This window comes from Streptomyces sp. V4I2 (genome assembly GCF_030817655.1).
GTDB lineage: Bacteria > Actinomycetota > Actinomycetes > Streptomycetales > Streptomycetaceae > Streptomyces > Streptomyces plumbiresistens.
This window is the reverse complement of the sequence record NZ_JAUSZM010000003.1, coordinates 3,084,021-3,096,042: the sequence shown is the minus strand read 5'-3', so window position 1 is coordinate 3,096,042 and position 12,022 is coordinate 3,084,021. Positions and strand designations below refer to the sequence as shown.

At 69.3% G+C, this 12,022-nt stretch carries 11 protein-coding genes; 6 read left to right on the top strand and 5 right to left on the bottom strand.

What is annotated here, in order from left to right; all coding sequences use genetic code 11:
- Positions 1–17: 17 nt before the first annotated feature.
- Positions 18–1,214: a quinolinate synthase NadA gene (gene nadA, locus QFZ76_RS15100; RefSeq protein WP_307674217.1), complete on the bottom strand. Its 1,197-nt coding sequence runs from the start codon at positions 1,212–1,214 to the stop codon at positions 18–20.
- A 262-nt stretch (positions 1,215–1,476) separates the two neighbouring features.
- Here nadA and QFZ76_RS15095 point away from each other — a divergent pair, with 262 nt between their 5' ends.
- Positions 1,477–1,833, top strand: coding sequence for an iron-sulfur cluster assembly accessory protein (locus QFZ76_RS15095; RefSeq protein WP_030596804.1), 357 nt, complete (start codon positions 1,477–1,479; stop codon positions 1,831–1,833).
- Between the two features lie 87 nt (positions 1,834–1,920).
- Here QFZ76_RS15095 and QFZ76_RS15090 read toward each other — a convergent pair whose 3' ends face one another.
- Together QFZ76_RS15090 and QFZ76_RS15085 are read right to left on the bottom strand one after the other, a co-directional pair.
- On the bottom strand, positions 1,921–3,855 hold the full coding sequence (locus tag QFZ76_RS15090) for a hypothetical protein (protein ID WP_307674216.1): 1,935 nt from the start codon (positions 3,853–3,855) through the stop codon (positions 1,921–1,923).
- Between the two features lie 150 nt (positions 3,856–4,005).
- Complete coding sequence (locus QFZ76_RS15085) at positions 4,006–4,215, bottom strand: hypothetical protein (protein ID WP_307674215.1); 210 nt, start codon at positions 4,213–4,215, stop codon at positions 4,006–4,008.
- Between the two features lie 158 nt (positions 4,216–4,373).
- Here QFZ76_RS15085 and QFZ76_RS15080 point away from each other — a divergent pair, with 158 nt between their 5' ends.
- Positions 4,374–5,348, top strand: coding sequence for a carbohydrate kinase family protein (locus tag QFZ76_RS15080; RefSeq protein ID WP_266440783.1), 975 nt, complete (start codon positions 4,374–4,376; stop codon positions 5,346–5,348).
- Here the strand turns inward: QFZ76_RS15080 and QFZ76_RS15075 are convergent, their stop codons facing one another.
- Positions 5,349–6,725 carry a cysteine desulfurase/sulfurtransferase TusA family protein gene (locus QFZ76_RS15075; RefSeq protein WP_307674214.1) on the bottom strand — a complete coding sequence of 459 codons (1,377 nt, stop codon included), beginning with the start codon at positions 6,723–6,725 and terminating at the stop codon, positions 5,349–5,351. It lies immediately after the preceding gene.
- Between the two features lie 271 nt (positions 6,726–6,996).
- Between QFZ76_RS15075 and coxB the strand changes: the two genes are divergently transcribed.
- From coxB to QFZ76_RS15055, 4 genes are all read left to right on the top strand, one after another.
- Positions 6,997–7,956 (top strand): cytochrome c oxidase subunit II, encoded by a 960-nt coding sequence (gene coxB, locus QFZ76_RS15070; RefSeq protein ID WP_307674213.1) that lies wholly within the window; start codon positions 6,997–6,999, stop codon positions 7,954–7,956.
- Positions 7,953–9,695: a cytochrome c oxidase subunit I gene (gene ctaD, locus QFZ76_RS15065; protein WP_307674212.1), complete on the top strand. Its 1,743-nt coding sequence runs from the start codon at positions 7,953–7,955 to the stop codon at positions 9,693–9,695. Before coxB ends, ctaD begins: the two co-directional genes overlap by 4 nt.
- The gene (locus QFZ76_RS15060) at positions 9,692–10,090 is read left to right on the top strand and encodes a cytochrome c oxidase subunit 4 (protein WP_266440798.1); all 399 of its coding nucleotides are present in this window, start codon (positions 9,692–9,694) and stop codon (positions 10,088–10,090) included. The genes ctaD and QFZ76_RS15060 overlap by 4 nt, the downstream gene beginning before the upstream one ends.
- A gap of 130 nt (positions 10,091–10,220) precedes the next feature.
- On the top strand, positions 10,221–11,483 hold the full coding sequence (locus QFZ76_RS15055; protein WP_307674211.1) for an Ig-like domain-containing protein: 1,263 nt from the start codon (positions 10,221–10,223) through the stop codon (positions 11,481–11,483).
- Between the two features lie 10 nt (positions 11,484–11,493).
- Here the strand turns inward: QFZ76_RS15055 and QFZ76_RS15050 are convergent, their stop codons facing one another.
- Positions 11,494–11,895 (bottom strand): hypothetical protein, encoded by a 402-nt coding sequence (locus QFZ76_RS15050; RefSeq protein ID WP_307674210.1) that lies wholly within the window; start codon positions 11,893–11,895, stop codon positions 11,494–11,496.
- Positions 11,896–12,022 lie beyond the last annotated feature (127 nt).

Here is a 12,022-nt window from a genome sequence, read left to right as displayed (position 1 = left end):
CGGGGCCGGGCAGCGGGCTACGGCAGCGCCAGCATCCGCTCCAGCGCCAGCTTCGCGAACGCCTCGGTCTCCTTGTCGACCTCGATGCGGTTGACCAGGTTGCCCTCGGCGAGGGACTCCAGGGTCCACACCAGGTGGGGGAGGTCGATGCGGTTCATCGTCGAGCAGAAGCAGACCGTCTTGTCGAGGAAGACGATCTCCTTGCCCTCGGGAGCGAAACGGTTCGCCAGGCGGCGTACGAGGTTCAGCTCGGTCCCGATGGCCCACTTGGAACCGGCCGGAGCGGCCTCCAGCGCCTTGATGATGTACTCGGTCGAGCCGACGTAGTCCGCGGCCGCCACGACCTCGTTCTTGCACTCGGGGTGGACGAGGACGTTGACGCCGGGGATGCGCTCGCGCACATCCCGCACCGACTCCAGGCTGAAGCGGCCGTGCACCGAGCAGTGGCCCCGCCACAGGATCATCTTCGCGGCGCGCAGCTGCTCGGCGGTCAGGCCGCCGTTGGGCTTGTGCGGGTTGTAGAGGACGCAGTCCTCCAGCGACATCCCCAGGTCCCGCACGGCGGTGTTGCGGCCGAGGTGCTGGTCGGGCAGGAAGAGCACCTTTGTTGAATGGGGCTCCCCCTGCTCGAAGGCCCACTCCAGGGCCCGCTGGGCGTTCGACGACGTGCAGATCGTGCCGCCGTGCTTGCCGGTGAACGCCTTGATGTCCGCGGAGGAGTTCATGTACGAGACGGGCACGACCTGCTCGGCTATGCCGGCCTCGGTCAGCACGTCCCAGCACTCGGCGACCTGCTCGGCCGTCGCCATGTCGGCCATCGAGCAGCCGGCGGCGAGGTCGGGCAGGACCACCTTCTGGTCGTCGGACGTCAGGATGTCCGCGGACTCGGCCATGAAGTGCACACCGCAGAACACGATGTACTCGGCCTCCGGGCGGGCGGCCGCGTCGCGGGCCAGCTTGAAGGAGTCGCCCGTGACGTCGGCGAACTGGATGACCTCGTCGCGCTGGTAGTGGTGGCCGAGGACGAACACCTTGTCGCCGAGCTTCTCCTTGGCCGCGCGGGCGCGCTCGACCAGGTCCGGATCGGAGGGCGAGGGCAGGTCGCCGGGACACTCGACGCCCCGCTCGCTCCTCGGGTCGGCCTCGCGGCCGAGCAGCAACAGGGCGAGCGGAGTCGGCTGTACGTCGAGCTCCGTGGTCTGGGCGGTGGTCACGTCACGCACCCTTTCTACTTTTCGTCGAACTGACGTTATCTATCATAACCCGCTTCACGTCACTTTGACGATGGTCATAACGTCGATGTGACGTGAATCCCGAAGCCGGGATCCGAGCCCCACCTGGGTCGCTGTTCGCTTCGGCGCGGGTGTGCGAGCATGAAGGAACAGGCGAAAGAAGTGCCCGGCCCGGAATGAATCCGCGGCCCCGACGGTTGCAACCGTCGGCAAGCAGTCTCCGTACAACCCGGGAGAGATGTAGATGTCCGTATCGGACGAGACCAGCACCGTCACCGACGGCATCATCCTGTCCGACGCCGCCGCGGCGAAGGTCAAGGCCCTGCTCGACCAGGAAGGCCGTGACGACCTGGCCCTGCGCGTCGCCGTTCAGCCCGGCGGCTGCTCCGGCCTGCGCTACCAGCTCTTCTTCGACGAGCGTTCGCTCGACGGCGACGTGCTGAAGGACTTCGGCGGTGTCAAGGTCGTCACCGACCGCATGAGCGCCCCGTACCTGGGCGGCGCCTCCATCGACTTCGTCGACACCATCGAGAAGCAGGGCTTCACGATCGACAACCCGAACGCGACGGGCTCCTGCGCCTGCGGCGACTCCTTCAGCTAAGCCCCACAGCTGAACTGCCGCTGAGCGGCAAGAAGGCGGCGGCCCCCTCCGACAGGGCCGCCGCCTTCGCGCATGTCCGGTGCCGCGCTACCGCGCCCCGGACGTCTCCGGGAGCCGCGCCCCCGACTTCTCCAGCGGGATCTCCTTGCCGGCCGCGCCCACGACCTTGCGGGCGCCGAGCGGCTCGTCCAGCTGCACGGTCTGGTGGTACACCTTGGCGATCATGATGCAGACCTTGTCCGGCCAGGGCGTCTCGGTCACCGTGACCGTCACCTCGTCCGTGCCCTCGATCGCCGTCGCCTTGTAGTCGGCGCACACCCCGCCGGTGAAGCTCACGGTCAGCTCCGTCCCCTCGGCCGTGTAGCCCTCCACCTGGACGTCCCGGGTGGCCGGCGCGGCCGTCGGCTCGTCACCGGGCGACGTCGGCCGCGGGCTGGGCTGTGCGGACGCCGTCGTGGACGTCAGGTACTCCGGATCGACCGCCGGATACGTCACCTCGAAGGTGTCCTGCGCGCCCGTCGCCCGCACCTCGAACAGCCAGGACGGCACCAGCGCCTGCCGCCCGTCCACGGACTGCGACGCCAGTCCGAACACGGCCTTCTCGACCGTGATCGTCGCCTTCCGCTCCGCCTTCGGTGCGGTGGCGGACTCTCCGCAGGGGGCTTCCGCCTGGTCCTTCAGCGGTACGGGGCTGGCGCAGCCGCCGATGCCCATGCGGGGGTCGGTGCCCGGCGCCGCGTTCATCAGGCCCAGGGTCTTCTCCGCGCTCAGCACGGGGTACGTGTCGCCCTTCACCGGCGTCCGCAACTGGCCGTTGCCGCCCACCACCTCGCCCTGGGCGCCGACGGTGACGCCGGTCGTCCAGCCGTGCGTGGGCAGCCCGCCGACCACCGGATCGGCGTTCACGATCCGGTGGTCGCCCGCCACCTGGCTCGCGTCCAGCTTCGCGTCGTCCTGACCCAACGCCTTCAGCACGGGCGCGGCCGCCTGCTTCGCGACCGCCTCGCTCACCGGGTCGGCGGACGGGTCCACGGGGTCGCTCGCACACATGGTCTCGCTCTGGCAGGCATCGGGGCCGGGCGCGTACCGGTGGAACGTCCAGGTGCCCGGCGCCTGCCGGTCCACCTGCAGACTCGGCCCCGCCCCGTCCTGCGCCCCGACCGTCCAGGCCTGCCCCTGCACCACCGGCTTCCCCTCGACGCCGAGCGCCTTCGCCAGCCCGGCCACCTGCTCCTCGCTGACGGTGCCGGCCGACCGGTACACGGGCGCCGAGCCGGGCCCCTTTGGGAGCGTGCCGTCGGCGCGGTAGGTGGCGCCGTACGGGTTGGGCTCGCCGGGCGCGATGCCGTTCGAGCCGGCGCCCTCGGAGTAGCCGTCGAGGGCGAGCGGCGGGGGAGTGCCGTCGCCGCCGGCCCCGGACGTCGCACGGTCGCCGGAACCCCCGGAGGCGGAGGTGGCGAGGTACGCCCCGCCACCCCCGACGAGCAGCACGGCGGCGGCCACGGAGGCGGCGACCAGGGTGGGGCGGCGCCGGGGTCGGGCATCGGCGTGGGGACCGTCGCTGGCGGGCGCGGTGGCGTCCGGAGCCGGGGACGCGTGGGACTCAGGGGCGGCGGAGGACACGTCGGTGTCGGGAGCCGGGGGCAGGTCGGGCTCGGAGGCCGAGGAGGCGTCGGTCTCAGGGGCGTTTGCGAAGGCTTCCTGCTCCGAGGGCGCCTCGGCGGCTTCGGGAGCTTCCTCCGGCTCCGGGGCCGGCTCACCTGCTTCCGGGGCTTCTTCCCGCTCCGAGGCCGTGGCAGCGGCTTCCGGGGCTTCTCCCCGCTCCAGGTCCGGCTCGCCGGCTTCCCGGGGCTCCTCCCGCTCCGAGGCAGACCCGGGAGCGTCCGGCGTCTCCTCCCGCTCCGGGGCGCCCTCCTGCGCGGCGGGCCCGGTGGAGGCATCGGCGTCCCGCGGCGTACCGGCCTTCTCGGCGGCGCCGTCCTCCGGGCCGACGTCGTCGTTGTCGGGTCGCTCGGTGTTCACCGCATCGCTCCTTCGGCTGTGCATCTGTCCCGTAACCCTGACCCGACCCTGTCAAAGAAGTCGGCCCACGGGTCGTATCCCGCATCCCCTTTACGGGGGACGCCGATGGGACGCAGCGGGGGAGCGCGCGGTTCCCTTAAAAGCGCTGCCTCAGTCTCCGTACTCCGACATCGCGTCCAGCAGCCGCGCCGACGCCGGGGGCACGGTCACGCCGTGGATGCGCGAGGGGGAGACGGGAAGAGCTGTGATCCGGTCGGGAACCGCCCAGTGGGGAGCCATCCGCGCGCAGTCGCCGCGCAGCGACGCCAGGTCGCCGTCCAGGTCGGCCGGGACGGGAGCATGGACCTCGAGGTTCGTCATAACGGCACGGTAGGCACGGTCGAGCCGGCGAAGAAAGATCTACTATCGGGTAGTTTTGACCTCTTCAGTGCCCATCAGTGCCTCGCAGAGCCCCGCACCAACCCGATAGCGTGAACCGTCAACCCGCCCTCCCGTCTCCCCACAGGAGAGTCAACGCCGTGCGCATCGCAGTCACCGGCTCCATCGCCACCGACCACCTCATGACCTTCCCCGGCCGCTTCGCCGACCAGCTCGTCGCGGACCAACTGCACACGGTCTCGCTCTCCTTCCTGGTCGACAACCTCGACGTCCGCCGGGGCGGCGTCGGCGCCAACATCGCCTTCGGCATGGGCCAGCTGGGCACCGCGCCGATCCTGGTCGGGGCCGCGGGCTTCGACTTCGACGAGTACCGCGCCTGGCTGGACCGGCACGGCGTCGACACCGCCTCGGTACGCATCTCCGAGACGCTGCACACCGCCCGCTTCGTGTGCACCACCGACGCCGACCACAACCAGATCGGCTCCTTCTACACCGGCGCGATGAGCGAGGCCCGCCTCATCGAGCTCAAGACCGTCGCCGACCGCGTCGGCGGCCTCGACCTGGTGCTGATCGGCGCCGACGACCCGGAGGGGATGCTCCGCCACACGGAGGAGTGCCGCTCCCGGTCCATCCCCTTCGCCGCCGACTTCTCCCAGCAGATCGCCCGCATGGGCGGCGACGAGATCCGGATACTGCTGGACGGGGCGACGTACCTCTTCTCGAACGAGTACGAAAAGGGCCTCATCGAGTCCAAGACGGGCTGGACGGACGAGGAGATCCTGTCGAAGGTCGGTCACCGCGTCACCACCCTCGGCGCACAGGGCGTCCGCATCGAGCGGGCCGGCGAGGAGCCGATCGTCGTCGGCTGCCCGGAGGAGGAGCGCAAGGCCGACCCCACCGGCGTCGGCGACGCCTTCCGCGCCGGCTTCCTCTCCGGCCTCGCCTGGGGCGTCTCCCTGGAGCGCGCCGCCCAGGTCGGCTGCATGCTCGCCACGCTCGTCATCGAGACGGTCGGCACCCAGGAGTACCAGCTGCGCCGCGGCCACTTCATGGAGCGCTTCACCAAGGCGTACGGCGACGAAGCCGCCGCCGAGGTCCAGAAGCACCTCGCGTAGTCACGAGAGTCGGCGGACCACATAGGCCGAACCCCGGTCCGCCGGCTCCTCACCGACGTACTCCTGGCCCCGCATCTCGCACCATGCCGGGATGTCCAGCCGCGCGGCCTCGTCGTCCGAGAGCACCCGGACGAGGCCGCCCACCGGCACCTCGCCGATGACCTTGGCCAGCTCGATGACCGGGATCGGGCAGCGCTTGCCCAGCGAGTCGACGACCAGGGCGTCGTCACGTACGACGGCCTCGGCGACCGGCGCTCCCAGCTTCTCCCTGACCCCGGCCACCGCCCCCGGCAGCACCTCCAGGAACCGCTCCACGTCCTCCTCCGGTGCCCCCAGCGGCAGCGAGACCCGCACATTCCCCTCACTCAGCACCCCCATCGCCTTCAGCACATGGCTGGGCGTCAGCGTGCTGCTCGTACAGGATGATCCGGACGAGACGGAGAAACCGGCGCGGTCCAGCTCGTGCAGCAGTGTCTCCCCGTCGACATAGAGACAGGAGAAGGTGACGACACCGGGCAGCCGCCGCTCCGGATCGCCGACCACCTCCACGTCCGGCACCAGCCGCGGCACCCGGGCCCGGATCCGCTCCGTCAGCTCCCGCAGCCGCGCAGCCTCTTGCGCCGCCTCGGCCCGCACCGCCCGCAGCGAGGCCGCGGCCGCCACGATCGCCGGAATGTTCTCGAACCCGGCCGCCCGCCCCGACTCCCGCTCGTCCACGGGCCCTTGAGCAGCGAACCGCACTCCCTTGCGCACCACGAGCAGCCCGACCCCCGACGGCCCGCCCCACTTGTGCGCGCTCGCCGCCAGCAGCGACCAGTCACCCTCGACCCGTCCCCACCCGAGCGACTGGGCCGCGTCCACCAGCAACGGCACCCCGGCCGCCCGGCACACCTCGGCGACGCCCGCCACCGGCTGCTCCGTCCCCACCTCGTGATTGGCCGACTGAAGACAGGCCAGCGCGGTGTCGGGCCGCAGAGCCTCCGCGTACGCCTCCACGGTCACCGCTCCCGAACGCAGCACCGGCACCTCGGTCACCGACCCGCCGTCCGCCTGGTGCACTTCGGCCGAATGGAGCACCGAGGAGTGTTCGACGGCTGACACGATCAGGTGACGCCCGACCCGCCGCCGCCCCGCGAGCGCCCCGGCGATCCCGGAGTGCACGGCCCGCGTACCGGAGGGGGTGAACGCCAGTTCGTCCGGCCGGCACCCGACGGCCTCGGCCGCGGCCTCCCGCGCCGCGTCCAGCAACATCCGCGCCCGCCGCCCCTCCCGGTAAAGCCGGGCAGGATCCGCCCACCCCTCGTCGAGTGAAGCCATCAGAGCCTGACGGGCAACGGGATGAAGAGGAGCAGAGGAAGCGGCATCAAGGTAGGACATACAGCAACGCTATGCGCCCCGAAGGGGCGCGGGGAACTGCGCGAGAAACCACGACGCACCCGTGCCGCCAACTCACAGAACCTTCCGAGCGACTGGGCGCCCCGCACAACCCACGGCGAGTTGCCGACCCCTCCCCGCGCACCCCCAAATCGCGTCGGCTAGGGTTTGGTCCGCATAAACATCCAAACCCCTGCCCGACGCAGGGCGGCGACCGACCAGCGAGAAGGCCGCAGCTCAATCCGCGCGGGCGAGACTCTCGGGAAGGCGCTACGTGAGTCCCAACGGCTCCGACCGCTCGCCGCGGCGCCCGATGCGGCGGAAGCTGCTGCAGGCGATGACCGCCGGCCTGGTCCTGGCGACCGCGACCGGTTGCACATACAAGGACTTCCCCCGCCTTGGTATGCCCACCCCGACCACGGAAGAGGCTCCGCGGATCCTCTCCCTGTGGCAGGGCTCCTGGGCTGCCGCGCTCGCCGTCGGCGTGCTGGTGTGGGGCCTGATCCTCTGGAGTGCGTTCTTCCACCGGCGCACCCGCACCAAGGTCGAGGTCCCGGCGCAGACCCGGTACAACATGCCCATCGAGGCGCTGTACACGGTGGTCCCGCTCATCATCGTCTCGGTGCTCTTCTACTTCACGGCTCGCGACGAGTCCGAGATCCTCAGCCTCAAGAAGAAGCCGGACGTCACGGTCAACGTGGTCGGCTTCCAGTGGAGCTGGGGCTTCAACTACGTCGAGCCCGTCGAAGGCTCCACGGGTGACGCGAAGACCGACAAGAACCTGGACGCCATTCCGGACCGGTTCAAGGAGGACTTCCCGGCCAACGCCGGCGGCGTCTACGACGTCGGCACGCCCAGCACGCGGAACCCGCAGAACGGCAACCCCGGCCCGACCCTCTGGCTCCCGGAGGGCAAGACGGTCCGCTTCGTCCTCACTTCACGTGACGTCATCCACTCCTTCTGGGTGCTGCCGTTCCTGATGAAGCAGGACGTCATCCCGGGCCACACCAACGCCTTCGAGGTGACCCCCAACAAGGAGGGCACCTTCCGAGGCAAGTGCGCCGAACTGTGCGGCGTCGACCACTCCCGGATGCTGTTCAACGTGAAGGTCGTCTCCCCCGAGCGCTACGAGCAGCACCTCAAGGACCTCGCCAAGAAGGGGCAGACCGGTTACGTTCCCGCCGGCATCGCGCAGACGAGCCACGAGAAGAACCGGGAGACGAACAACCTGTGAGCATCCTCAACGAACCCCAGGGTGCCGCGGCGGCGGAGCCCCACTACACGGACGAGCTGCCGGTCCGGCGCCAGAACCGTGGCAGCGTCGTGATCAAGTGGCTGACGACCACTGACCACAAGACGATCGGCACGCTGTATCTGGTCACGTCGTTCGCGTTCTTCTGCATCGGTGGCGTGATGGCGCTGTTCATGCGCGCCGAGCTGGCCCGTCCGGGCCTGCAGATCATGTCGAACGAGCAGTTCAACCAGGCGTTCACGATGCACGGCACGATCATGCTGCTGATGTTCGCGACGCCGCTGTTCGCCGGCTTCGCGAACTGGATCATGCCGCTGCAGATCGGCGCGCCGGACGTGGCCTTCCCCCGGCTGAACATGTTCGCCTACTGGCTGTACCTGTTCGGCTCGCTGATCGCGGTCGGCGGCTTCCTCACCCCGCAGGGCGCGGCCGACTTCGGCTGGTTCGCCTACAGCCCGCTGTCGGACGCGGTCCGCTCCCCGGGCATCGGCGCCGACATGTGGATCATGGGCCTGGCCTTCTCCGGCTTCGGCACCATCCTCGGCTCGGTCAACTTCATCACCACCATCATCTGCATGCGCGCTCCGGGCATGACCATGTTCCGCATGCCGATCTTCGTGTGGAACGTGCTGCTGACCGGTGTCCTGGTCCTGCTCGCCTTCCCGGTCCTCGCGGCCGCGCTGTTCGCCCTGGAGGCGGACCGCAAGTTCGGTGCGCACGTCTTCGACTCCGCCAACGGCGGCGCTCTACTTTGGCAACACCTCTTCTGGTTCTTCGGCCATCCAGAGGTGTACATCATCGCGCTGCCGTTCTTCGGCATCATTTCCGAAGTCATCCCGGTGTTCTCCCGCAAGCCGATGTTCGGCTACATGGGCCTGATCGCGGCGACGATCTCCATCGCGGGCCTGTCCGTGACGGTGTGGGCGCACCACATGTACGTCACCGGCGGTGTGCTCCTGCCGTTCTTCTCCTTCATGACGTTCCTCATCGCCGTGCCAACGGGCGTGAAGTTCTTCAACTGGATCGGAACGATGTGGAAGGGGTCCTTGAGTTTCGAGACCCCGATGCTCTGGGCCACCGGCTTCCTGATCACCTTCACCTTCGGTGGTCTGACCGGTGTCATCCTGGCCTCGCCGCCGATGGACTTCCACGTCTCCGACTCGTACTTCGTGGTGGCGCACTTCCACTACGTCGTCTTCGGCACCGTCGTCTTCGCGATGTTCTCCGGCTTCCACTTCTGGTGGCCGAAGATGACCGGCAAGATGCTCGACGAGCGGCTCGGCAAGATCACCTTCTGGACGCTGTTCATCGGCTTCCACGGCACCTTCCTGGTCCAGCACTGGCTGGGTGCCGAGGGCATGCCCCGTCGTTACGCGGACTACCTCGCGGCCGACGGCTTCACCGCCCTGAACACGATCTCGACGATCAGCTCGTTCCTGCTCGGCCTGTCGATCCTGCCGTTCATGTACAACGTCTGGAAGACGGCGAAGTACGGCAAGCCGGTCGGCGTCGACGACCCCTGGGGCTACGGCCGCTCGCTGGAGTGGGCGACCTCCTGCCCGCCCCCGCGGCACAACTTCCTCACCCTGCCGCGGATCCGCAGCGAATCCCCGGCGTTCGACCTGCACCACCCCGAGATCGCCGCTCTCGACCAGCTCGAGAACGCGCCTCACGGCGACAAGGCTCTGGCCGGCAACGGCGGCAAGGAGGCCGGCAAGTGAAGATCCAGGGCAGGATGTTCATCTGGCTGAGCGTCTTCATCCTCGTCATGGCGATCGTCTATGGCTACTGGTCGAAGGAGCCGGCCGGCACCACGGCCCTCTTCCTGGCGTTCGGTCTGTCCATCATGATCGGCTTCTACCTGGGCTTCACGGCCCGGCGGGTCGACGCGGGTGCGCAGGACAACAAGGAAGCGGACGTCGCGGACGACGCCGGCGAGGTCGGGTTCTTCAGCCCGCACAGCTGGCAGCCGCTCTCCCTCGCGGTCGGCGGCGCGCTCGCCTTCCTGTCGGTCGCGATCGGCTGGTGGCTGATGTACTTCTCGGCGCCGCTGATCCTGATCGGCCTGTGGGGCTGGGTCTTCGAGTACTACCGCGGTGAGAACCGCACCCAGTAGCACGAGCTGAGCTCTCAGGAGCCCGGACACTCCGTCAGGAGCGTCCGGGCTCCTGCTTTTGCCGCAATGCTGATCACTCGTACGAGTCACCCAGCGCGCCGCGCTTGACGAAGCTCCCTAGCGTGAAGTCATGAACCACGAACCCCGCACCCGTACCGTCGTCACCTGCACGTTTCTGGTGATCGCCCTCGGCGCGGGCGTCACCGCCTGCGGCAGCGACGACCACCCACTGTCCGCCTCGCCGTACGACGCGACGGACCAGATCGCCTTCAACGGCCCCACCGGAGAGGGCAAGAAGGCCGACCCGGACAAGCCCATAGAGATCACCGCCGAGGACGGCGACGGCCGCATCACGGACGTCACGGCCAGGGACTCGGCGGGACGGTACCTGGCGGGCGAACTCTCCGCCGACGGCGGCCGCTGGCACAGCACCACCCCGCTGGCCGCCAACGCCCACTACACGGTCCGGGTGAGCACCGAGGACGAGGACGGCGCGCCCGGCCGCCGGGTCCTCGACTTCGACACCGGCAAGCCCCTCACCAAGAAGCGCCTGAAGGTGACCTTCGGGCCCAAGGCGGGCACGTACGGCGTCGGCCAGCCCATCACGGCCGAGCTGAGCGGACCCGTCAAGGACAAGGCCCAGCGGGCCGTCGTCGAGCGCGCCCTCAAGGTCGACTCCATGCCCGCCGTGGACGGCGGCTGGCACTGGGTGGACGACAAGGAGCTCCATTACCGCCCCAAGGAGTACTGGCCCGCCCGGGCCACCATCCAGGTCCGTAGCAACCTGGACGGCATCAAGATCAGCGACCGGCTGTGGGGCGGCACCTCTAAACCGCTGAAGATCACCACGGGCGACCGGGTCATCGCGGTGACCGACGCCTCGTCCCACTCGATGACGGTCTACAAGAACGGCGAGGCGATCAAGACGATCCCCGTCACCACCGGCAAGCCCGGCTTCGAGACCCGCAACGGCGTCAAGGTCGTCCTGGGCAAGGAGTACTTCGTACGCATGCGCGGCACCAGCATCGGCATAGCCGAGGGCTCTGCGGAGTCGTACGACCTACCGGTGTACTACGCCACCCGCGTCACCTGGAGCGGCGAGTACGTCCACGCCGCCCCCTGGTCCGTCGGTTCCCAGGGCTACGCCAACGTCAGCCACGGCTGCACCGGCATGAGCACCGACAACGCCGCCTGGTTCTTCAAGAACGTCCGCGAGGGAGACCTCGTCGAGGTCGTCAACTCGGACGGCAACACCATGGAGAGCTTCGGCAACGGCTTCGGCGACTGGAACCTCGCCTGGAAGAACTGGCGCGGCGGCAGCGCCCTGCTGGCCGGCAACCCGGAGAGCCCGGGTCCCCAGGAGCAGGCCAGGCTGCGGCCGCAGAGCGTCTGAGACCGCGCTCCTAGGCGCTCAGAGCCTTCCGCTCCCGCAACAGGGAAGCCAGCGCCGCCGCGAACTCCACCGGATCCACCGGCAGCGTCACAGCCGCCTCCGCACGGCTCCACGTGGCCAGCCACGCGTCCTGCGGCCGCCCGATCAGCAGCAGCACCGGCGGGCAGTTGAAGACCTCGTCCTTGATCTGACGGCACATCCCCATGCCCCCCATCGGTACGGCCTCGCCGTCCAGGACGCAGACATCGATCCCGCCCTTGTCCAGCTCCTTGAGCACGGCCGCCGGAGTGGCGCACTCCAGGAACTCGACGACGGGTACGTCGGGAGCCGGCCGCCTGCCGGTGGCCAACCGCACCTGCTCGCGGGTGTTGGAGTCGTCGCTGTAGACCAGCACCGTGGCGGTCGGCTGCATGCTTCCTCCGTGACGTCAGCGTCGTACGGGCCAAGACGGGCGGAGCCCGATGCGGCGGATGCTACTCCCTTGAACTGCCCGTCAACACCTGTTGGAACACCGCTTCGGTGGGCCATACGGGCAGTAC

Coding starts and splice junctions, on each gene's coding strand:
- QFZ76_RS15055 (WP_307674211.1), top strand. CDS start 10,221: ATGAACCACGAACCCCGCACCCGTACCGTCGTCACCTGCACGTTTCTG.
- QFZ76_RS15075 (WP_307674214.1), bottom strand. CDS start 6,725: ATGTCCTACCTTGATGCCGCTTCCTCTGCTCCTCTTCATCCCGTTGCC.
- QFZ76_RS15095 (WP_030596804.1), top strand. CDS start 1,477: ATGTCCGTATCGGACGAGACCAGCACCGTCACCGACGGCATCATCCTG.
- QFZ76_RS15085 (WP_307674215.1), bottom strand. CDS start 4,215: ATGACGAACCTCGAGGTCCATGCTCCCGTCCCGGCCGACCTGGACGGC.
- QFZ76_RS15050 (WP_307674210.1), bottom strand. CDS start 11,895: ATGCAGCCGACCGCCACGGTGCTGGTCTACAGCGACGACTCCAACACC.